General features: G+C 41.6%; 22 protein-coding genes and 1 tRNA gene. 8 read left to right on the top strand and 15 right to left on the bottom strand.

The window, feature by feature from the left end:
* Nucleotides 1-91: 91 nt before the first annotated feature.
* Nucleotides 92-1,024 (bottom strand): PEP phosphonomutase, encoded by a 933-nt coding sequence (locus A5882_RS10370; protein ID WP_086372712.1) that lies wholly within the window; start codon nt 1,022-1,024, stop codon nt 92-94.
* Nucleotides 1,025-1,093: 69 nt separating this feature from the next.
* Here A5882_RS10370 and A5882_RS10365 point away from each other — a divergent pair.
* Nucleotides 1,094-1,165: transfer RNA gene (locus tag A5882_RS10365), tRNA-Arg, on the top strand.
* Nucleotides 1,166-1,241: 76 nt separating this feature from the next.
* Here the strand turns inward: A5882_RS10365 and eis are convergent.
* The 11 genes from eis to sfsA all read right to left on the bottom strand — a co-directional run bounded on the left by eis (nt 1,242) and on the right by sfsA (nt 11,474).
* Complete coding sequence (eis, locus tag A5882_RS10360) at nt 1,242-2,423, bottom strand: enhanced intracellular survival protein Eis (protein WP_086372711.1); 1,182 nt, start codon at nt 2,421-2,423, stop codon at nt 1,242-1,244.
* Nucleotides 2,424-2,483: 60 nt separating this feature from the next.
* Entirely contained in the window at nt 2,484-2,897 is a 414-nt protein-coding gene (locus A5882_RS10355; RefSeq protein WP_086317024.1) for a DUF3284 domain-containing protein, read from the bottom strand.
* Complete coding sequence (locus A5882_RS10350; RefSeq protein ID WP_005236946.1) at nt 2,884-3,078, bottom strand: hypothetical protein; 195 nt, start codon at nt 3,076-3,078, stop codon at nt 2,884-2,886. The genes A5882_RS10355 and A5882_RS10350 overlap by 14 nt, the downstream gene beginning before the upstream one ends.
* A gap of 12 nt (nt 3,079-3,090) precedes the next feature.
* Nucleotides 3,091-3,312 (bottom strand): hypothetical protein, encoded by a 222-nt coding sequence (locus A5882_RS10345; protein ID WP_005236947.1) that lies wholly within the window; start codon nt 3,310-3,312, stop codon nt 3,091-3,093.
* A gap of 59 nt (nt 3,313-3,371) precedes the next feature.
* Nucleotides 3,372-4,769, bottom strand: coding sequence for a PTS sugar transporter subunit IIC (locus A5882_RS10340; RefSeq protein ID WP_005236948.1), 1,398 nt, complete (start codon nt 4,767-4,769; stop codon nt 3,372-3,374).
* Between the two features lie 81 nt (nt 4,770-4,850).
* A complete protein-coding gene (locus A5882_RS10335; RefSeq protein ID WP_005236949.1) occupies nt 4,851-5,168 on the bottom strand; it encodes a PTS lactose/cellobiose transporter subunit IIA in 318 nt (105 codons plus the stop codon).
* A gap of 38 nt (nt 5,169-5,206) precedes the next feature.
* Nucleotides 5,207-5,524, bottom strand: a complete 318-nt coding sequence (locus A5882_RS10330) for a PTS sugar transporter subunit IIB (protein WP_005229471.1) — start codon at nt 5,522-5,524, stop codon at nt 5,207-5,209.
* A 134-nt stretch (nt 5,525-5,658) separates the two neighbouring features.
* A complete protein-coding gene (locus A5882_RS10325) occupies nt 5,659-8,373 on the bottom strand; it encodes a sigma 54-interacting transcriptional regulator (protein WP_016613177.1) in 2,715 nt (904 codons plus the stop codon).
* A 66-nt stretch (nt 8,374-8,439) separates the two neighbouring features.
* On the bottom strand, nt 8,440-9,714 hold the full coding sequence (locus tag A5882_RS10320; RefSeq protein WP_086299621.1) for a DEAD/DEAH box helicase: 1,275 nt from the start codon (nt 9,712-9,714) through the stop codon (nt 8,440-8,442).
* 14 nt (nt 9,715-9,728) lie between these two features.
* Entirely contained in the window at nt 9,729-10,730 is a 1,002-nt protein-coding gene (locus tag A5882_RS10315) for a Gfo/Idh/MocA family protein (RefSeq protein ID WP_086372710.1), read from the bottom strand.
* Between the two features lie 18 nt (nt 10,731-10,748).
* Nucleotides 10,749-11,474, bottom strand: coding sequence for a DNA/RNA nuclease SfsA (gene sfsA, locus A5882_RS10310; RefSeq protein ID WP_016613175.1), 726 nt, complete (start codon nt 11,472-11,474; stop codon nt 10,749-10,751).
* Nucleotides 11,475-11,656: 182 nt separating this feature from the next.
* Between sfsA and A5882_RS10305 the strand changes: the two genes are divergently transcribed.
* The 3 genes from A5882_RS10305 (at nt 11,657) to A5882_RS10300 (ending at nt 13,956) form a co-directional block, all read left to right on the top strand.
* On the top strand, nt 11,657-12,001 hold the full coding sequence (locus A5882_RS10305) for a DUF4828 domain-containing protein (RefSeq protein WP_008381130.1): 345 nt from the start codon (nt 11,657-11,659) through the stop codon (nt 11,999-12,001).
* Nucleotides 12,002-12,215: 214 nt separating this feature from the next.
* Complete coding sequence (locus A5882_RS19805; RefSeq protein WP_008381128.1) at nt 12,216-12,380, top strand: hypothetical protein; 165 nt, start codon at nt 12,216-12,218, stop codon at nt 12,378-12,380.
* Nucleotides 12,381-12,621: 241 nt separating this feature from the next.
* Nucleotides 12,622-13,956, top strand: coding sequence for a serine hydrolase (locus A5882_RS10300; RefSeq protein ID WP_016621251.1), 1,335 nt, complete (start codon nt 12,622-12,624; stop codon nt 13,954-13,956).
* A 57-nt stretch (nt 13,957-14,013) separates the two neighbouring features.
* On the opposite strand, the gene A5882_RS10295 is transcribed toward A5882_RS10300, so the two are convergent.
* Nucleotides 14,014-14,526 (bottom strand): GyrI-like domain-containing protein, encoded by a 513-nt coding sequence (locus A5882_RS10295; protein WP_008381124.1) that lies wholly within the window; start codon nt 14,524-14,526, stop codon nt 14,014-14,016.
* Between the two features lie 124 nt (nt 14,527-14,650).
* Between A5882_RS10295 and A5882_RS10290 the strand changes: the two genes are divergently transcribed.
* Nucleotides 14,651-15,850, top strand: coding sequence for a YdcF family protein (locus A5882_RS10290; protein ID WP_016621250.1), 1,200 nt, complete (start codon nt 14,651-14,653; stop codon nt 15,848-15,850).
* Between the two features lie 48 nt (nt 15,851-15,898).
* Here the strand turns inward: A5882_RS10290 and A5882_RS10285 are convergent, their stop codons facing one another.
* Together A5882_RS10285 and A5882_RS10280 are read right to left on the bottom strand one after the other, a co-directional pair.
* Entirely contained in the window at nt 15,899-16,408 is a 510-nt protein-coding gene (locus A5882_RS10285; RefSeq protein ID WP_005236965.1) for an HD domain-containing protein, read from the bottom strand.
* A gap of 124 nt (nt 16,409-16,532) precedes the next feature.
* Nucleotides 16,533-17,294 carry an RNA methyltransferase gene (locus tag A5882_RS10280; protein ID WP_086299624.1) on the bottom strand — a complete coding sequence of 254 codons (762 nt, stop codon included), beginning with the start codon at nt 17,292-17,294 and terminating at the stop codon, nt 16,533-16,535.
* A gap of 95 nt (nt 17,295-17,389) precedes the next feature.
* On the opposite strand from A5882_RS10280, the gene A5882_RS10275 reads away from it, so the two are divergent.
* The 3 genes from A5882_RS10275 (at nt 17,390) to A5882_RS10265 (ending at nt 19,770) form a co-directional block, all read left to right on the top strand.
* Nucleotides 17,390-17,668: an acylphosphatase gene (locus A5882_RS10275; protein ID WP_005236969.1), complete on the top strand. Its 279-nt coding sequence runs from the start codon at nt 17,390-17,392 to the stop codon at nt 17,666-17,668.
* A 124-nt stretch (nt 17,669-17,792) separates the two neighbouring features.
* On the top strand, nt 17,793-18,719 hold the full coding sequence (gene yidC / locus A5882_RS10270; protein ID WP_086299625.1) for a membrane protein insertase YidC: 927 nt from the start codon (nt 17,793-17,795) through the stop codon (nt 18,717-18,719).
* Between the two features lie 109 nt (nt 18,720-18,828).
* Nucleotides 18,829-19,770, top strand: a complete 942-nt coding sequence (locus A5882_RS10265) for an AEC family transporter (protein ID WP_086299626.1) — start codon at nt 18,829-18,831, stop codon at nt 19,768-19,770.
* Nucleotides 19,771-20,018 lie beyond the last annotated feature (248 nt).

Here is a 20,018-nt window from a genome sequence, read left to right as displayed (position 1 = left end):
GTTTCCTCCTTTCTTTCTAACTTAGCGAAAAAAACGCAAAAAGCGAAGCAGAACGATTCTTCGTTTTCCTTCGCTAGTAATTTTTTCTGATTTAACGATTAATTGAACGCCCGACACGATTGATCGTATGGCGCATGCCTCTAATTGCAACCGATGTTTCGAAAATATTTTCGGTCGGTGCCATGCCGCCATAGCCGGCATCACCGATATGCTGCAGATCGACCCCACAGGTTTTGTTGATAATGGCTAATTGCCGCAACGTTTCTGGACGTGCGCTTTCTTGACTCGTTCCGATCGCTGACATCGTCAATAAGTCATATTGTTTGGCAATTTGAACAGCTTCAATCAGATCCTTTTCTAGAAAGCCTTGAATCGATCCAACGGAAGGCAGTAACAAAATATCTGCCCCAGCTTCAGCGTAAGAAATGATGGCTTCTCGATCAACCACAGGCTCATCTGAGCCGGCACTGTGCATTTTTCCAGCGATAATCAACCCAGAGAAATGTTCTTTTGCCAATTTTACTGCTTTAGCGATTTCTCGGTTGGTCACACCTGTTCCAGGATTGCCTGTAAAGCAGAGAAAGTCCACCCCGAGTTCTTGGGCTTTTTTGATGGTGTCAACCGAACTTGTTCGGCCTTGACTGATGCTGATCTTTTCACTCATCATTTCCGTTGTATCGGGGATCGGCTCAAGATTGATACCGACAGGTCGTCCAATCAGTTGCTTTAATTGGGGAATCGGATTTTCAATCGGCTGTGTAGAATCCAGTAGCTGATCCACGGTGACATCTGGCATTCCAAAAATAGCTGGGCGATAACAATCAAACCCATTCAACAAAATGAAGTCAGCCCCAAAAGCTGCCGCGACTTCTGCGTTGGTGATATCGCCAGCTTGCGGCATGGTTTGAACCACCGTTTCACAGACGATTACTCGTCCTTCGCTCGCTTTAATGGATTGTTTCAATTCTTGCGCCGACATTTCTTTGATTTCACTATAGTTTGCACTTATCAATCGTTTGACCATGTTTTTCTTCCTTTCTTTTCCTTCTCATCTTGCGAGAAACACGAATAACAGGTAAAATATAGCTATTGTGTTCCCTTAGTTAAATGGATATAACAAGTCCCTCCTAAGGATTAGTTGCTGGTTCGATTCCGGCAGGGAACGTTTTTTGAAGAAAAAGATTCCTTATTTTTAAGGAATCTTTTTTTGTTGGAAAGTAAATACCTCTGCCTCGATTTGCTTAGAAATAATCTTCCAGAATCGGCTTTCCGTCTGGTAAGTTTTCCTGAATCATCACTGCAGCTTCCTTCTCCGTTTCCATTTGCTGGAAAAAGACCAGAGAATCGAGGGATTGTGCCTGCATGAACAGCTGCACAAAACGCTGAATCGACAAGGTTGCTTTTGGCAGCTTGGTGGCCATCGTTTTCGTGACCTGATGCTGAGCGTTTTCGATTGTCACTTCATAACACCCATTATTCCATGGGGCATATTCATCCCCTTGAATTTCTATGGCAAAACGACCAGCTTTTTTCATCGTAAATGGATAACTTTTTAGAAACCCTTCCACATCGATGACGCGCGCCATCATGTCCGGGCGCACTTGGTAGTGAGACAATGGTTTGGCCGCGTTTGCTTGTAGGACTTCCCCATCAAACCCTGGTCGATAGTTAATCTGTGCTACTGAATCTGCATGAGAGACGATAAACCGATTAAATCCTTGATACGCGTCAGCGGTCAAATAGCCCCACTCTTGAATATCGAAACGTCCCCCATCGATAAAGTAAATCAAGTAGCCTTCAGGGACCCCTGCTTCATTGCGATAAATCGCAAACGTATACGGTCGGCGCAAAACAAACTTGATTTCTTCCCACCAGGGTTGGCGAATCAGCCCGCCTTTTTGATGGCGCGGCAATTGATGATAAATCTCGTGAATGATCGGCTGTGCTTCCTCCCAATCCATGCGTTGAATCGTTCCATTCACTTTCTTGCCATCGGGCCATTGATGCGCATCAACTTCATAAACCGTCCGTTCAAAAGTGTACTCATACCCATATCTGCGATAAAACGCAAAGGAGAAAGGTGCCAGATAGGAAAGAACGATTTTTTGTTCATAGCAATCTTTAATGATTTGTTTCATGATCCGATCGATCCGACCTTGGCTGCGATACTCTGGATACGAAGCCACAAAACCGATCCCTGCCATTGGATAGGTCGTTCCATGAAAATTCACATCAAAAATCGTTGCCATGATTTGGCTCGCTAATTTTCCATCCCCATCGTAGGAACCATAATTCCAAGAATTTTCCGCAAGCTTGCGATAGCGCTTGATATTTGTTTCATTCAATTCCCACTGAAAGGCATAAGAAACCAAGTCCAGTACTTCTTGCGAACCGAATTCGGTCATTTTTTTGACATCTGTCATTCCTTCATCTCCTCTACTTAAAAACACGCAAGAAACGCAAAAAAGGCGTCAGTCGACCCCTTAATATGCTTCTTCCATCATACTCAACATTTTTTTAAACTGCTTGCGTTTGAAATATCCTAGAATCGTGCCTAAGAGCATGTCATTCAATTGCTGAATCATGCCTTCAGAAGTCATTTTCTCTTCATAGTGCAAGGTGCAATGCGCGTCATCTATCGCTTCAATTTGATAGTGTACACGGAAGGTATTTTTTTTCGTCGCTGTTTGGAACGCATAGGCTTGATTCTTCTTGACCGTTTCGATTGTTATGGTGGCATTACTATCTTTATAAAACTGTTTAAGATAGCTGTATCCTTCTAATTGCTCTTCAGTAAGTGTTTGATCTGTCGCTTGTTTAATATCATGTAACACGGAATCGATGATCGTCTTATATAAAAAGTCAGCGGGTACATTCATTTTTTTAGTGATTTCCATCTTGCGCCTCCTTGTCTTTCTTGTTGCGTTTGTGTCCAATTGAAGCCATGATTCCTCCAATAGCCATTAGAATGACTGACGTGATGAGATTCACCCAGTGGTATTCACCTGACTGCGCGTTAGCGCTGTATATAAATAACATACTACCGATGCTTATAAAAAACAATCCATTTTTAAACATGATATCACCTCACTATTGACTAACGACGTTAAAGTATAGTACTCGACCCCAATCAGTATTTTTGATTGCGTCTTTGGCAAGTTTCGCTGCTTTTTCTTTGTCTTCTGCCGTTGTTTCAAAAATCAACTGAATCCCTTTTTTTTCTTTAAAGGTATACTTGATCTCACCTTCTGTCAAAGACTCAAGTAATGCTTTGATGTTGTCTTGTTGCATCGCGGAATTTACAATAATCATTTTTTCTCCTCCTAAAAAAGATAGCTAGATGGGTGAAGCCACCCATCTAGTTTATTTGATTAGTTCTCTTGGTCTGCTGGATTGATTTTGTTGGCAGCAATAATAAATGGTGCCCAGATCAATAAAGCTACAGCCAAATTAATAATTGTCAAGATGATCGCACGCCAGTCTCCACCGGTAGCTAAGAAGCCGCTTAGGATCGTTGGCATTACCCAAATCACATTTACCACAACTGGTGCAACTAACCCTAAAGTTGTTGCAAAGTAAGCAATCGTTGCTGTAACTAACGGTGCAACAATAAATGGAATGATAAACAATGGGTTTAACACGATTGGTAGACCAAACATTACTGGTTCATTGATATTGAACAACCCAGGTCCAATCCCTAGTTTACCAACTGTCTTATAGTCGGCACGTTTAGAGAATAGCAAGATTGCGATCAAGAGCATTAAAGTCACACCTGCTCCACCAGGCCAAACAAATGCTTCGAATGAACCTGCTACCCATTTATAAGGAACAGCTTCCCCTAATTGATAAGCATTAGTATTTTCAACCATTGCCACACCGTAGATCGATTGTAGAACAGGTCCCATGATATTTGTTCCATGTAATCCAAAGAACCACAAGACATGGACAAGTAAAACAATGATAAATACGGCAAAGTACCCTTGAGAGAGACCCAATAATGGTTTTTGGATCGATTCGGAGATCCAGTCAATTATCGGCATACCGACAAAGCGTTCAAATAGATAGTAAATCAAACCTGAAGCATATAGTCCGGCAATCCCAGGGATAATCGCTGCAAAGGCACGGGAAACTGCTGGTGGCACTGAATCTGGCATTTTGATAATAATATTTTTTTGCATCAATTTTGCAAAGATAATAACTGAAACGAAACCAAAGATGATTGCCGTGAACAATCCAGAGCCACCCATATAGGCGCTAAATGGGAAGTAGCCCCAGCCTGCAGCGCTGATCGTTGAACCATCTGCTGCAAATCCTGATGTAGCACTTGTACTGTTGATCATGTCTACCACGTTTGCTGGTAGTGCTTCTTCTAACGCTAAAGAAAGAGAAGCAGATTGTGGAATACCCATAATAAATGCTGCTAAAGAGACCAACGCACCTGATAGTGCATCAACATTGTAAGCCTTCGCTAAATTATAACCGAATGAAGCTGAGAAGATAACCGCCATAATTGCTAAGGTACCTGTCCAAACTAAACCATTGACTGCGATCACTGGCGTGAAAAATTTCGTGATTGCATTGTCCGCACCAAGATAAGTGTTTGGAAAATCACGCATGAAGGCGTTCAGTAATACTGCAATTGCCCCAGCCATCGTTGCTGGCATCATTCCGATAAAAGCATCCCGCAAGGCAACCAAATGCTTTTGCGCACCAATCTTAGCTGCAACCGGGAGAATGTGTCTCTCCATCCAACTTGTTAATCCATCCATTCTTAATTCCTCCTATAAGTTCTATTCGTCAAAGAAGATTTTTTGATTCATCGACAATAACTACTTCTATCCGTTCAAAGATTATTCGTTATTTAGACGTCGATAGACATCAATGATTTCTTTCGCTAAATCGGTAAATGCGATTGACGTCATTAGGTGATCTTGTGAATGCACGGTCAACAATGTCACGGTCATATGATTGCCTTGCGCTTCTTGTGTCAACAATCCTGTTTGCGAATGATGCGCTTCCACAAGAGATGCTTCAGCATCTTTGATTTTTTGGTCAGCTAATTCGAAGTTCCCTTCTTTTGCTGCCGCGATTGCTTCCATTGCGTCACTTTTTGCATTACCACCATACATGATCAATCCCATAATGGCTTCCAAATTTTGCTCATCCATCTTTAAAAATCCTCCTTACACTTCGATCCTAAAAAATCTTAGTTCATTAATGTTTCTGCTTGTTGCAATACTTTTTCGCCGTTCATCATGCCATAGTCTGCCATGTTGATCACGTCCAAAGGAATGCCTTTTGGTGCTAATTTTTGTTCAAATTGTGATTTCATGAAACGTACTTGTGGTCCTAACAATAGAACATCGACTGGTTTTGACTCCAAATGTTGGTCGGCTTCTGAAGCTGAAACAGCAAAGATATCTGCTTCCATTCCTTTAGCTTCGGCTGCTTTTTGCATTTTTGTCACCAATAGACTGGTACTCATTCCTGCTGAACAAACCAGCATAATCGTTTTTTTCGCCATCGCGCATCTGCTCCTTTCTGTTGTAAGTTACACTTTACTATAAAGCAAAAAGCGTGCCAAAAAAAAATAAGTTCAGACCTTTATTTATCAATGGTCTGAACCAATTTCTCGTTTACACACTCGCAGTTTTTTCATTACACACTAAAATTGTGTGCGGATTCATCATAATTTTTGATTTTGTTTTCTAAAAACATTTGGGTTAAATAGGCGATCTCATCTTCAGAAAATTTGATTTGATAATTTTTTTCAATTTGTAATAAATGGGTTCGTAAAACATCCATTTCAATTCGGTACCGTTTTTGGAAAGTAGCTAAGTTGACGAAAGTACGGGAAGGCTCCTTCTTCAATAAGCTTTCTACCAAAAAGGCTAAATGAATGACTAATCCTGCATCGACGGTTGGTTCTACAATCACATGCAATTGATTTTGAATCTGATGAACGATTCGTTGCAGGCTTTCGATCAGATGATAGACGGACCCAACATGAGTTATCGTATTTTCCAATGAACGCACGATCTTTTCGATCGGCACTTCATCTGAAGCGATTCGTTTTAGCACATTCAAGCGATTGTCATCAAAAACATCATAGGCGGAGAAAAACGGAATGTTTTGATAATCGATCTCGACGGTGCCGGCAATAGCTTTGATCTCATATTCTTCTAGCAAGCCGTCAATATGTTTTTTGAAGGTTTCTTTTTCAATAAATTGCATTTGGATGATCTCGACTTTTGATTGATCGACGACGGGATAAATACGTTGATAAAGTTTGGCAGCGACACCTTCCCCAGTAAAGCAAGTAACGATGACTGCCTTTTTATTTCCTTTTGCTTCACGAACCGTACGGAACTGTTCTTGTACGATGGTTTCAAAAGAACGCTGAATGTTTTGGTAGATATCTTCTAAACTGCGCCCACTCTCTGCCATCCGCAAAGCTTCTAAAACAATCATCGTGCTGACCATCGAAATAGCTTTCGTACGAATCCCCGTCTCTTCGGAAATCAAATTCGCAAATGAATTGAGGGAGCCCATATCGGTTAAAAGCAATAAGCCATTGCTCATCTTCTCTTTGTTTTCATTGATATAATTCAACAGCTGGTCATACATTTGCCCGACTTCCATATCCAAAGACATATTCATTGCCTTGCCATGGTCGGTCTCCAGCAGCTCTTGGGCTGTCTCCAGCATACTGCTGGCAGTTGCCTTGCCATGCATCAAGACAATGATCTCGATTTTTTCAAGGGGCAATGGCGAAGGCTGTTTGACTTGAATCGCTAAAAACATACTGATAAAGCCGATTTCATCAAATGGGATCTCGACATGACGTTCCTCTTCAATGATCGTCGATAAATCCATTGCCACTTGAAATTCGGATTTTAAGTTTTTTCTAATCGTGTTCAAATCCGGATGAACGATCATATGTCCCTCTTTAACACGTTCCAGCGTACTTTGCAAATGCAACGCAAAGGCAAAACGGGCTTTTTCACTATAAGTTCGATCTAACCTCTGACCTGCCAAGTCATAAAGAACATTGGTCAGTTTCCAAATGTCTTCTGGAATCAACTCTTTATGAACAGGGTTTTGGATCAATTCTTCGACATATTTTTCAAAGTAGGCATCCACATCCTTAGAGATCAAGTTTTCTAAATCAACATTGGCTACACCGGTTTCAATCAGTGTGCTGACTTTTTCTTCGATCTCATTGTACACCTGCATATTCCGTTGCGGATCACGAGACCAGACAACATCTGGGTCGCCGGGTTCGAAACTCAGAAAGTCGCCTTTGCCATCTAAAAACCGATCCAAGCGTTCTGACATTTCTTTGATCTTCAACAGCCCTTTTTGAACTTGCAGTGAGCAATCGCCTTTTCGAATCAGGAGGTGTTTTTTCCCATAGGTCCGATAATGTAAGAATGCCTTCGCACAGACGAGTTTCAGGTCTCGCTTGATTTGACCGATGTTGCCTTCTGCATCATAGAGCATAAAGGCCAATATCGCATCTCGCTCGACATCGATCCGCTGATTTAGACGGGTCGCCTCTTGCTTGATAAACAAGGAAATGATTTCATACCGTTCATCTAGCGAACGACTTTCCACATTTGGCAAAGTAATAGCCATGGGAATTCGCCGATTGAAGGTCGTTAAAAAGGTTTCTGATGATTCCGTGGTGGCACCGATGATCTGCACGGCGGCTTCATGAACTTGATTACTTTCCCCTAAAGGACGGTAGATCCCTTTGTCAATGAAGGTAAAGAGCATTTCTTGGCCTTCTGGCGGCAGTCGATGGATCTCATCCAAGAACAATATGCCGCCATCGGCTTTTGCCATAAGTCCTGGACTATCTTCTGCAGCACCTGTGTAGGCCCCTTTTTTGATGCCAAAGATGTGACCAAACAACAACTGCGGATTTTGTGCATAATCCGCACAATTAAACGATACGAAAGGAGCATCTTTTTCTAACATATTTGATTCAACCGCAAAGTGATACATACATTCGGCAAATAGGGATTTACCGGTACCTGTCTCTCCAAAAATAATGGTATGGAGTCCTCTAGGCGGATATAAAATTGCTGCTTTGGCTTGCTGGATACTTACTTTTAAAGAAGCTTGAACCCCAACAAGACTTTCAAAACTCACTTCAGAGGAAACATCCACATGCACCGTTTCTTCTAATGGCTCATAAACGACCGGACGGCCGGAACGTTTGCCGATTTTCTTTTCTTTATAAAGCTCACTGAGATAACGGCTTGCATTGCTGCGATCGATTTGTAAGATTTTAGCGACGTCAACTGCGGTCAACCCTTGCTTATGCAGTTCGATCGTTTGAAAAATCTCTTCTTTTCGCGAATTCATTCGATAGCCTCCTCATTTTTTTACACACTAATAATAAACAACGTTAATGGTAACACAAAAAGACGCTCAATGGCGTCTTTTTCCTTTGTCTTTTTGCTTTTTCGTCTTTTTCTTGGTCTTTTTAACAGGAGTGTGTAATTTTTCAGATGTTTTCTTGGAAATTTTCTGCACACTTACTATTTTCGTTTCTTTCTTGCTTTCCTTTTCGATAACAGGTGCTTCTGTGTGTAATTGTCCCCCATGCAGATAGACTTCCTTGAGTTCTATGGACAATTGATTCGCGATTTTTTTCAAATCCTTCAACGAATGGTCTTGAACGATCGTGACGACGGTTCCTTCTTTGCCCATTCGTCCAACACGTCCTGCCCGGTGCAGATAGGATTCTTTTTCTAACGGGACTTCCGTATTGATGACATAAGGCAAATCCACCACATCTAAGCCGCGAGAGGCGACATCGGTCGTCAATAATTCTACTAGTTTTCCTTGACGGAAGCTCTCCAGTGCGCCTTTTCGGGCAAGTTTGTTTTGGTCAGATGCTAATGATGCCACCGGCAAGCCGTGAAACAGCAGTTTTTCTTCTGCATTTCCCATTGCGCTTAATTCATTGAAGAAAACCAAGGCTTGAAAGCTTGGTAAATGAGCAAAGCGCCTTAAAGCATCCACGATTCGTCGTTGCGGATAATTCAAATAGTAGTGATGGATCACGCCTTTGCTCTGATCTTCTTGGGTAACATCAATGATCAGCGGCTCTTTTGTCACCAATGGTCGAATCTCATCAATCACTTCGTTAGCGGTTGCTGAAAAGAAACTACGCTGGATTTGTTTTGGCAATGTTTGATTGATCTTGGCAGCCAGTGTGAAGGCCCCTTCTTTCAATAATTGGTCAACCTCATCTAATACCAACGATTGCAACTGCTGGGTCTTGATTTTTTTTGCTTTGATCAATTCTAACACTCGGCCTGGGGTGCCAATCAAGACCTCGGGCTTGTCTTTCAGTCTTTCCACTTGGCGTTTTGTACTTGCGCCACCAATTAGCGGCAGAACGGTCAAACCAATGGCTTGGGCCCATTCCCGGGCCACTTCTGTGACTTGCATCGCTAATTCTTGTGAAGAAGTCAAAATCAGCAACTGATTACCTTGCTTTGCCTCGACTTTTGTTAACAGTGGCAAGAGGTACGCCAAAGTTTTACCAGAACCGGTCGGTGAGACTCCAATGACAGACTCACCATCTTTTAAAGGGCCAAAGGTTTTCTCTTGTATCAAGGACGGTGCGTGATACCCTGCCGCCTGCCATTTTTCCTGCCAGATGTCTGGCAATTGTGTCAATTCAAATACTGTCATAAATGTTCCATTCCTTATTTTTTATCTGCATCAAAAATGATGCCTGCTTGTTTACGCATAAGAGCGATGGTTTCATTGACACTGCGAGCAAGTTCCACCCATTCCTCATACCGTTGTCCTTGTTGGGGATCATTTTTGTTTTCGATGATGTCTGCAAAGTCTTGTGCTTCTTCGATCATCGGGTTTTCTAAAGCACTTACTGCTAATGCCTGGGTTTGTTTTGTTTTTCGCTCATAAAATGCGGCTTCTTCGATGGCATTGACGGCATTTAGGTCTAATGTACCGTCTTCAAAATAGATTTCTGAACGCAACTCTGAATCAGCGATTTTTCCTGTTTGGATTGTGACATCAAAGTCAGCATAGCGCAACACTGCAGTCCCGATACCATCTACACCAGTCGGTAATTTACGGGCAAAATAATGAACATCTTGCGGTTTGCCAAACCAAGCGACCGCCGCATAAATCGGATAGACGCCCAAATCTGCTAAGGCACCGCCAGAAAAATGTGGAGAAAAAATATTTGGTTCCTCCCCAGCTAGTACAGCGTCATAACGAGACGAATATTTCATATAAGAAAAGTTCGCCCCAAGAATGGCACCGCGTGTCGGTAAGAATTCGGCTACAGTAGAAAAACTTGCTTCATGGATGTTGCGAGCTGCTTCAAAGAATAATACCTGTTGCTGATTTGCCAATTCGATGATCTCCGCCATTTCCTCAGGCGTTGAAAAGGCTGGCTTCTCCACAATGACATTTTTTTCTGCTAAAATACCTTGCTTGGCTTGTTCAAAGTGCAAACTATTCGGAGACGCGATGTAGACCGTGTCCATATGAGCTAAGCCAAAAAAAGTGTCCAGATCGGTCGCATACTCGATATCCCCATATTTTTCTCCAAAACGTTGTGCCGTTGCTAACTTTCTTGAGTATACGGCAACCAATTGATAGCGTTTGGTTTCGTGGGCTGCTTGTACAAATTGATCGGTGATCCAATTTGTGCCGATAATCCCTAAATGAATCATGTTTTTTCCTTCTTTCTTCTATAGATTAGGGTCGTCAAAGACGACATTCAAATCAAAAGGGATTGGTTCTTTGACCGTGATCATCCCTTGGTTTACTTGGCAATTATAGGCAAACACTTCGACACCCTTGCTTTGCGCTTCAGCGATTTTAGTGGCCAGATCCGGTTGCATCTGTCGATGGATCGTGGCGATTTGCACCGCTTCAAATTGGATCATAAACAAAACCGCCGCATAATAGCCAGCTTCTTTGGCATGGATCAATTCATTGACGTGTTTCAAGCCACGAATGGTTGGTGCATCTGGAAAAGCACCGACTTGCTTGTTTTCAAGGGTCATTCCCTTGATTTCTAAAAAGCCTTTTTCTTGTTCATCTGTTTCAAAATAAAGGTCGAATTTTGATGTCCCATAGACAACTTCCCTTCGCAAAAGCGCGATTCTCCCTTTGATATTTGGCAACTGGATCGTGCCATCCAAGAGGCCTTCATAGCCTAAACGATTCGGTACTTGACTATCGATGTTGATCCATTGGTCTTGTTTCTTGACTGAGATCAAGTCGTAATTGGTTTTGCGTTTCGGATTGTCCCAATATTGCAGGGTAACAAGCGCACCTTTGTGCAAGAGCTCTTTTCCTCGTCCGGTATTTTTTACATGGACGATTACTTCTTGACCGTCAACGAGACATCGGGCAATGAACCGGTTGTCTCGCACGAGAAACGTGGCTAAAAGGGTATTCGGATAATTCATTTTCTCACCTGCTCTTTTGAATCATAGCATATTTTGATAAAAACTTCTAAACTTCAAACTAAAGTACCATGCTTTTTTACCTTCTCATGGTATACTTATGGCAATTATTTTCTAGTGCGAAAAAGTGGACACCTGTCCACAAGGCACAACTTGATGAATCGTAAATGATAGGACGTGTATAAATGAAGAAAAGGTCTATTTTGATTGGTTTATCTCTTGCAACGGGCGTGGTCAGCTCCTTGCTGTTGCGAAAAGAAAAACAAAAAAATGAGAATCGCCAGAATTTCATTGGTAATTGGCGTTTTACTTCCAAGACAAAAGAAGATGTCACGATAGAAATAGCCAATGATTATTCATTGACCATCGAAGGCAAGCCTTTGACTGCTTCCATCGTTGAATTGACTCCGATGCGGTTAGTTTTACTGGACACATTTGGCTATCATTTAGTTCTTGAACAAAAAGGCTCCGTCATTACTTTATATGATGAAGCAGAAGATTGCCACTATTCTTTGACAAAAATCATCTAAAATCGCTGAGAAAGCCAAGTTCATGTTTTCTTCACATTTTCTTCGGTCAATTCTCAGACTTTTTATCAGCATTTCTTGGCAATCCATGCTATCATTAACTTAACAAGTGGTTGAACAAGGTGTTCCGTTGAGTGATGTTTGATCGTTCATAGATTAAGGTGTAGGTTCGATTCCTACCTTCCACATTTATTTTAAATAGAAAGAAGGGATTTTTATGTTAACGACCTTTATTTCACTCTTTTCCATCTTTGCTTTAGCTGCATTGTTAGCTGGGACATTCTTTTTAGCAAAATTGGCTATGCAACAAGAAACGAAGGCGGTGAAAGTTCCCGTCAGAGTCCAAAACCAAAACCCGAGAATCCATTCCAATCGTCGCTAAGTGAATCAGTTTGATCCTATGTCAATTCACAAAAACTTGCCTTCTATTTTATAGGAAGGTAAGTTTTTTTGTTAGCTATTATTTACAGTAAACAACCTTAGTCACGTAACGTCTCAGTTTGTCTACTGAGGGATCGGTCTTACGCAATTAAATGCTAAGTTTTCTCTTAGAGTATTGCAACGGTGGATACTCTTTGTTAAAATTTTTGCTTAGATACAACTTTAAAGGAGCTACTACATATATGCAGAAAATAACCAAGTTCGGGTATTCCATCGTTGCTGCTTTGGCAATCCTCTTTGCTGCTGCCGGCTTACCCGTCGTTTCGTATGCTGATGATACAGCTATGAGCGCCGAAGAGATCCAAGATTTTTCAGTCGATGCAAAAGCCGCTTACTCCATTGATTTTGACACAGGCAAAGTGTTGTATGATCAAGATGGTGAGACCGCCATGGGCATCGCCTCCATCACCAAGATCATCAGTCTCTACCTTGTAGCTGAGCAAGTAGAGCAAGGAACCATCGCTTGGGATGATCCTGTCCCTATTTCAGATTATGCCGCGAATCTCAGCGTGTCGCCAAACTTATCGAATGTCCCTTTGCATCAAGACGTTACCTATACAGTAAAAGATTTGTATGATGCCAGTTATATCCAATCTGCAAATGCTGCAATCGTAGCGCTCGCGGAGCTGATTGCTGGGTCTGAAAGTGCCTTTGTTGATCAAATGCAAGAAAAAGTGCAATCATGGGGCATTACCGATGCAAAGATCGTTAATGCTTCTGGCTTGAACAATACTTATTTAGGGGACAATATCTATCCCGGGTCAACTTCCACTGACGAAAACGAACTATCCGCAAAAGATGTCGCCCTGATTGCTCGCCATTTGCTGCAAGACTTTCCAGACGTTTTAGAAGTAACAAGTCTTTCCACCAAACAATTTGGCGAAGGTTCCTATTCGCCTGTCGAGATGGTCAATTGGAACTGGATGCTTCCAGGTTTTACGAATACTAAAGATGGTGTTGACGGTCTTAAGACTGGTACGACAGATATGGCAGGCGCCTGCTTTGTCGGAACCGCCGTCAAGGATGGTCAACGAATTATCACCGTCGTGCTAAACGTCAATGGTCATGCGGAAAATCCAAGCGTACGTTTTATCGAAACAGGTCGGTTGATGGACTACTCCTTCGATGCTTGGGAACAAGTAGAAATTCTACCAGAAAATGCACAGTTAGAAGATACACAGACGGTGGCAGTCAAAGATGGGAAAGAATTGAGTGTTCCCGTTGCCTTAAATCAAGGTTTGACCTTATGGGTACGTGGAGATATGGATGCAACAGCCTTTGAAACAACCATTGACTTTAATGAGCATTATCGTGATTCTGCCCTGCAAGCGCCATTGACTGAGGGCACAGAAGTCGGTACTGTAAGTGCTTCGATTCCAGCTGATACGCTTGGTTATATTGATGCTTCTGATCATGACGAAACTGCAGGATTGGTCACAACACAAACGGTAGAAAAAGCCAACATCTTTGTTCGTGCTTGGCGCGGTGTGTCTACCTTTTTCGAGAATCTTTTTTAATCCAAACCAAAGAAAAAATCTGTCCTGAGCAAAGATTGCTTCTCGGACAGATTTTTTTTATTCTACCGTTTCCACCGTTGCTGCTGCCAAAGGCTCAACAGGGAAAAACAATTCAACTTCCCCTTCTTTAAAATGAGGAAGATATCTTTCTTGGATCGCTGCTGACAAGTGGACGTTATTTTCTGGTAAAACTTCCATCAACATTTTTTCAGTCATCATGGTCAAGTTTTTTTCATCCGTTTTTACAACGAGATAGGTCATTGCGGGCATTTCCCAACGGACCCAACCGACGGGAGGAAAATTTTCTGTATGGACTTGAACGCCTGCCAAATAACGGCCGGTTTCTTGCCAAGGCTCTAACCAATTGGTGCCATCACTCATTAAGCCCCAAAATTCCAGTTCTTCTGCCTTTTGATCGCTCACTAGAAATTCGATCTCTTCAAAATCCTTTGTTGCAAGTTCCCATAGCGCTGGTACCCAAGAAGCTCCTTCTTCCGCTAATCCCTTGCCTTCTTTTCCGATCACATAAAAAGCGGGCCGTTCAACGCGAATCACTTCACCTAATTGCATGTTCCTTCCTCCTTCTTTTCTTCATTTTAGCGAATTGCAAGAAATTCAGCAACTTTGACCTTAGCAACAAGCAATTTTTGTCATTTTTCGGTATACTAGGTGTATCGTTAAAGGAGTGAAAAACATGGATTTTACGCAATTGCTGATTTTTGCCATCAGCTATTTGACGGGTGTGATCGTCGTTCAAAAGTGGCGCAAGAATAAAGATGAGCCAGATATTTTCTTTTTTGAGTGCTGTTGGACGATTTTAGCCCTGCTGATTTATTTAGCCGTCTCAGAATTACGGACAGGCAGTTTCTTTATTCTAATACCAGTTGCCTTCGCCGGCCTTTTTTTATTTTCTTATCGGCGTAACAAGCACCGACTCGTAAATGGCTTGCTCTTTAATTTGTTTGTCTTAGCATTTGGTGGCTACCTAGTCATTAATCTATACCGAACACAAGATATTCTTGTAGGTGGTCTATTGGCTGTTTTGCTAGCGATCTTCTTTGCTGTATTATTATTCGGCTTAGCCATTCTCGTGGTCTTTCTTTACTGGAATTCCATTATTGTTTTACGAAGAGAGTCGCGATCAATCGCCAATCTATTGACCCTGATCTTAGCAGTGGTTTTGACCGTTTTATTATTTTCAGATACCCTTTTGCACTTTTTCCCGGATTGGATCCGAACCTTATTCGGCGTTGTTCCCCTAAGTCTGATGTATCTATTTGTGGTCTTTTTGAACTTTTTATCGATTTCAGTCATTTATCAGTTCAATCATCCTCGTTACAATCAAGATTTTATCATCGTCTTAGGAGCAGGTCTTTTGAATGGCACCACGGTCTCCCCTTTATTGGCCAAGCGTATCAATAAAGCAATCTCGTTCTACGAAGCGCAATTTAAAGCGAAAAAAACCGCTCCTCGGTTACTGATGTCAGGCGGCCAAGGAAGCGATGAAAAGCTGCCAGAAGCTGTCGCGATGAAAGAATATGCAGTTGCGCAAGGAGTGCCCGAAGGAGAGATTTTAGTAGAAACAAATTCCACGACTACTTATGAAAACATGAAGTTTTCGAAAGAAATCATGGATTCCTTAAAGCCAAATGGCTACAAAGTTATTTTTTCCTCCAACAATTACCATATTTTTCGTGCCGGTCTCTATGCAGATCAAGCACAACTTAAAGCGGATGGTATCGGAGCACCCACCGCCTTTTACTATTTACCAAATGCCTTCTTACGAGAATTCGTAGCGATCCTTTTTATGCACAAAAGACGACACTTAACGGTATTGATCACCTTACTGATCCTTTATGTAGGCGCAGCGATCCTCCAACTTATTTTTGGCTAAGCAAACAAAAAAAGTTCTTTGAACCGGCTGGTTCGAAGAACTTTTTTCTTATTGAATCGTACGATGTTTCTTCCAGAAACGTTGTTGCCATTTTTCTTTCATACTTTCTGTAAGTGGTTCTGATGCTTCTTTGATCGCACAATATTTGTCAACCATTGTGACAATATAGCTTTCTTTATAACGTGGCGGCGCAATCGTTGCTCCCCACATATGTTTCAAGATGATATCTTTTTCTAGATCACTTAGTTCAGTGATTTTTTCAGCATTTTTTACTGCAATTCGTGGATGCATATACGCATGGGTACCTTCATCAAACTTTGTGGTACGCCAGTCATAGTAGAATAAATCATGAAGGAGTCCTGCACGAGCTGTTGCACGAGCATCGCCGCCCCATTTCTTGGCCAATTTGTAACTATAATAAGAGACGCTGATCGAATGTTCCAAACGTGTGGAGTTCATATGCTGCACAAAGTTGGCTAATTTTTTTACAGCTTCTGTTTCTAACAGGTCAGCCACGTAAGACATATATTCGCTATCTTCTTGCCATTTTTCTGTCATAAATTTTTGTCTGCCACCTTTTTTTGATCTGCTTGATTGTTACAAGACAAAGTATAGCACCTATTCATCGAAGATTCTAGGTGAGGTGCAATAGATTCAAATAGTTTAACAGTTCCTTAAAAATCTAACTGACAGAAAAATACATCAAAATTCCGGCTGCAATGGCGACGTTCAATGATTCCGCCTGACCATAGATGGGAATATACACATTTTTGTCAGTCAAAGCCAACAGTTCTGGGTGAACCCCTTGTCCCTCGTTACCTAAAATGAAGGCAGCTGTTTGTTCTTTAGGAAGCTCGGTATAAGGAACGGCTTCTTTATTTAATTCGGTGCCATAAATCGTCACGCCAGCTGAGCGTAGCTGCTTTAGAAATGGCGGGATCGCTCCTTCTAAAATCGGTAAATGATAGTTGCTTCCTTGCATGCTGCGCAAGACTTTTGTGCTGTAAAGATCTGCTGTTCCTTCGCCGAGAAACACCCCGCTAAATCCAACAGCATCCGCTGTTCGAATCATGGTACCAACGTTCCCGGGATCTTGCACATTATCTAAAATCAACCAATTACCCGTCAGTGTCTGTAAGTTTTGCTCTTGCTTTTCCACCACGGCAAAAATTCCTTGTGGTGTTGGTAAATCAGAAAGCATCGCTGCGATCTCCTCTGTGATCAAATAGCTTTCTTCCTGATAATCATCGAGCTGCCCGTTGGCTTCGCTTAACCCTCGCGGTGTCACCAACAACGCTTTGATAGGTACTTTGGCCTGCAGCGCTTCTTGCACTAAATGCCAGCCATCGATCAAATACGTATTGGTCTGTGTACGGTGTTTTTTTTGTGTTAGTTTTTTGATTTCCTTGATAAAGGTATTTTTTTTCGATTGAATTTCTTTCATGTGGTCACCTCGATTTATTATAGCATGAGTCAATCGATCTAACTTGTTCTTTTACTGAAAAAACGCTATCATTATAAGCAGAGGAGGGATTGTCCATGAAGAAACTACGAATCCATGTTCAAGGGCGTGTCCAAGGTGTCGGCTTTCGTTATACCACGAAAATGCTTGCCGATCAATTAGGGGTCACAGGATCTGTAAAAAATGAGGCAGATGGTTCTGTTTCGATTGAAGCGATGGGAGATGAAAAAATCATCGATGCCTTTGTTGCCGGAGTGAAAGATTCTCCTTCTCCCGCTGGAAAAGTGAACCAAATCGACATCCAACCAGACGATACCATTAAAGAACGTACTAGCTTTGATGTAGTCTATTATTGATAATTGAATGTTTTCTAAGTCGAAAGATTGATTTTTCAATGAATTTCTCTTTGTACATTGAAATAGTCGGTCTTTTTTAGTATAGTTATTTTGGTCTAAATTTATTGTGAAGAGGAAGAATAGAATGTCTAAAATGAATAAATGGCTGCTTTCATCAGGATTATTTGGCCTGTTATTAGCATTATCAGGCTGTGTCAGTACCAATGCTGATGGTACGCCGAAAGAAACAGGAATGATTTATCGCTTTTTGGTGAAACCTTTAGGTGATATGATCACGATGCTCGTTGAAAACTTCAACTGGTCTTACGGCTGGGCGATCATCGCCGTAACGATCGTTGTCCGCGTCATTATCTTACCATTAGGGATCCATCAGTCTCGAAAAACGATGATTCAAAGTGAAAAAATGCAGTTTCTGAAACCTCAAGTGGATATTGCGCAAGCCAATTTGAAGAAAGCAACCACTCGGGAAGAACAAATGCAAGCGCAAGCGGAGATGCAAAAAATCTATTCTGAAAACAACGTCAGTATGTTTGGCGGTATCGGTTGTTTGCCTTTACTGATTCAGATGCCGATCTTCTCTGCCCTCTACTTCACCGCCCGTTACACACAAGGAATCCAAAACTCTGAGTTCTTTGGCGTATCATTAGGTGACCCAAGCATCCTCTTTGTGGCGATTGCTGGTATTTCCTACCTGGCACAAGGATACATCTCAACCATTGGGATTCCAGAAGAACAGAAAAAAACGATGAAAACCATGTTGATCGTTTCTCCATTGATGATCGTTTTCATGTCAATGAGTGCACCAGCTGGTGTGACACTTTATTGGGTAGTCGGTGGGGTCTTCAGTTGTATCCAAACATTTATCACGAATGTCATCATGAAACCAAAAATTCGTGCCCAAGTCGAAGCAGAAATGAAAGCCAATCCGCCAAAAACGGTGGTTACGCCTCGCAAAGATGTAACTCCTGAAAAAACAGAAGCTGTCAAAAAAGCGTTGAACACGACAAAGCCTAGTGGAAAAGGTCGTAACGCAGGCAAGCAGCAACGTTAGTAATTCTTGACCAAATCGCTCAATGAGTGGTTTGGTTTTTTGTTGTTTTCAAATGGGAATCAGTTGCTTCTTCTTCTGCCTTTCGCTATAGTAAATGAGAGGTGAGCACATGTTTCAAGCATATATCAATATTTTTGTCATTTTCAGTCTCATGTTTATCGGTTATTGGTTGTCTTACAAACAATGGTTTTCTAATCGAACCGCCGATACGTTTTCAAAATTGGTATTAAATGTCTCATTACCAGCCAATATGTTTTTAACGATTATTAAAAATTTTACGAAAGATGAATTTCTTTCATTGGTTTCGGGGATGATCATCCCATTACTTTCCATGATGATCACTTACTTCGCTGGTTATTTATGGCGACGTTTCGCGCAAGTTGAAGCCAAACACCAAGGCGCATTTTCCGCCATGTTTACCTTTTCCAATACGATCTTCATCGGCTTACCGATCAATTTAGCTATTTTTGGTGAAAAAGCCGTTCCTTATGTGTTGTTGTACTATATTGTAAATACGACATTATTTTGGACCATCGGTATTTTTGATTTAGCAAAAGACAATCCTGATTTTGGTGAAGCCCGGATTTCCTTTCATCCATTGGTCATGCTAAAAAAGATTTTTTCACCAGCCTTGATTGGTTTCATCATCGGTTTGATCTGGATGCTATTCACCTTACCACTGCCCTCATTTGTTGATGGCCTTGGAAGCTATCTAGCAGATTTGACGACACCCTTATCAATGTTTATTATCGGAATCATCGTCTACTTTGGGGGACTCAAAAATTTGCGAATGACGAAAGACATTGTCGGTGTCTTGTTTGGTCGTTTCGTTCTTTCGCCCCTCGTTGTGTGGCTGTTAAGCAGAATCATCCCTGTTCCTGAATTGATGCTTTCTGTGTTTATTATTCAAGCCTCTATGCCCGTCCAAAACTCTGTCCCGATCCTTGTACGAAACTACCAAGGGGATGAAGAATTTGCAACTTCATGTCTAGGCTATTCCGTCTTACTGTACATGGTGTATTTGCCTGTTTTGCTTTTTTTCTTTTTTTAGCTATTTAACGAACTTTGTCGAAAAATACTCGTTACCAAAGGCATTCGCTTCTTTCGGTAACGAGTATTTTTCTCCTCTTTGTATGGTAAAGGTTCGATTGATTCGCTACCAAGGCTGGCCCCTATGATTTCCCACAATAGACCACGATCTTACTGATTTTCGTCAGATTGTGGCTGCTTAGATCGATTTCACAAACAAGACAAAAAAGCACATCATGCAGAAACTAGCTATACTAGCCATTATGATGA

It is taken from the genome of Enterococcus sp. 4E1_DIV0656 (assembly GCF_002140695.1).
Lineage (GTDB): Bacteria > Bacillota > Bacilli > Lactobacillales > Enterococcaceae > Enterococcus_D > Enterococcus_D entomosocium.
The sequence above is the reverse complement of the archived record's forward strand: the minus strand, read 5'-3'. Positions and strand labels throughout refer to the sequence as shown.

What these genes read in the sequence shown, in the direction of transcription:
- yidC (WP_086299625.1), top strand. Translation starts at nt 17,793, where the DNA reads ATGTCTAAAATGAATAAATGGCTGCTTTCATCAGGATTATTTGGCCTG.
- A5882_RS10265 (WP_086299626.1), top strand. Translation starts at nt 18,829, where the DNA reads ATGTTTCAAGCATATATCAATATTTTTGTCATTTTCAGTCTCATGTTT.
- A5882_RS10350 (WP_005236946.1), bottom strand. Translation starts at nt 3,078, where the DNA reads ATGTTTAAAAATGGATTGTTTTTTATAAGCATCGGTAGTATGTTATTT.
- A5882_RS10295 (WP_008381124.1), bottom strand. Translation starts at nt 14,526, where the DNA reads ATGCAATTAGGTGAAGTGATTCGCGTTGAACGGCCCGCTTTTTATGTG.
- A5882_RS10335 (WP_005236949.1), bottom strand. Translation starts at nt 5,168, where the DNA reads ATGGATGAGCAAAATTTGGAAGCCATTATGGGATTGATCATGTATGGT.
- sfsA (WP_016613175.1), bottom strand. Translation starts at nt 11,474, where the DNA reads ATGAATTATCCGAATACCCTTTTAGCCACGTTTCTCGTGCGAGACAAC.
- A5882_RS10345 (WP_005236947.1), bottom strand. Translation starts at nt 3,312, where the DNA reads ATGATTATTGTAAATTCCGCGATGCAACAAGACAACATCAAAGCATTA.
- A5882_RS10355 (WP_086317024.1), bottom strand. Translation starts at nt 2,897, where the DNA reads ATGGAAATCACTAAAAAAATGAATGTACCCGCTGACTTTTTATATAAG.
- A5882_RS10330 (WP_005229471.1), bottom strand. Translation starts at nt 5,524, where the DNA reads ATGGCGAAAAAAACGATTATGCTGGTTTGTTCAGCAGGAATGAGTACC.
- eis (WP_086372711.1), bottom strand. Translation starts at nt 2,423, where the DNA reads ATGACAGATGTCAAAAAAATGACCGAATTCGGTTCGCAAGAAGTACTG.
- A5882_RS10340 (WP_005236948.1), bottom strand. Translation starts at nt 4,769, where the DNA reads ATGGATGGATTAACAAGTTGGATGGAGAGACACATTCTCCCGGTTGCA.
- A5882_RS10305 (WP_008381130.1), top strand. Translation starts at nt 11,657, where the DNA reads ATGAAGAAAAGGTCTATTTTGATTGGTTTATCTCTTGCAACGGGCGTG.
- A5882_RS10370 (WP_086372712.1), bottom strand. Translation starts at nt 1,024, where the DNA reads ATGGTCAAACGATTGATAAGTGCAAACTATAGTGAAATCAAAGAAATG.
- A5882_RS10280 (WP_086299624.1), bottom strand. Translation starts at nt 17,294, where the DNA reads ATGAAAGAAATTCAATCGAAAAAAAATACCTTTATCAAGGAAATCAAA.
- A5882_RS19805 (WP_008381128.1), top strand. Translation starts at nt 12,216, where the DNA reads ATGTTAACGACCTTTATTTCACTCTTTTCCATCTTTGCTTTAGCTGCA.
- A5882_RS10285 (WP_005236965.1), bottom strand. Translation starts at nt 16,408, where the DNA reads ATGACAGAAAAATGGCAAGAAGATAGCGAATATATGTCTTACGTGGCT.
- A5882_RS10315 (WP_086372710.1), bottom strand. Translation starts at nt 10,730, where the DNA reads ATGATTCATTTAGGGATTATCGGCACAAATTGGATCACCGATCAATTT.
- A5882_RS10290 (WP_016621250.1), top strand. Translation starts at nt 14,651, where the DNA reads ATGGATTTTACGCAATTGCTGATTTTTGCCATCAGCTATTTGACGGGT.
- A5882_RS10300 (WP_016621251.1), top strand. Translation starts at nt 12,622, where the DNA reads ATGCAGAAAATAACCAAGTTCGGGTATTCCATCGTTGCTGCTTTGGCA.
- A5882_RS10275 (WP_005236969.1), top strand. Translation starts at nt 17,390, where the DNA reads ATGAAGAAACTACGAATCCATGTTCAAGGGCGTGTCCAAGGTGTCGGC.
- A5882_RS10320 (WP_086299621.1), bottom strand. Translation starts at nt 9,714, where the DNA reads ATGACAGTATTTGAATTGACACAATTGCCAGACATCTGGCAGGAAAAA.
- A5882_RS10325 (WP_016613177.1), bottom strand. Translation starts at nt 8,373, where the DNA reads ATGAATTCGCGAAAAGAAGAGATTTTTCAAACGATCGAACTGCATAAG.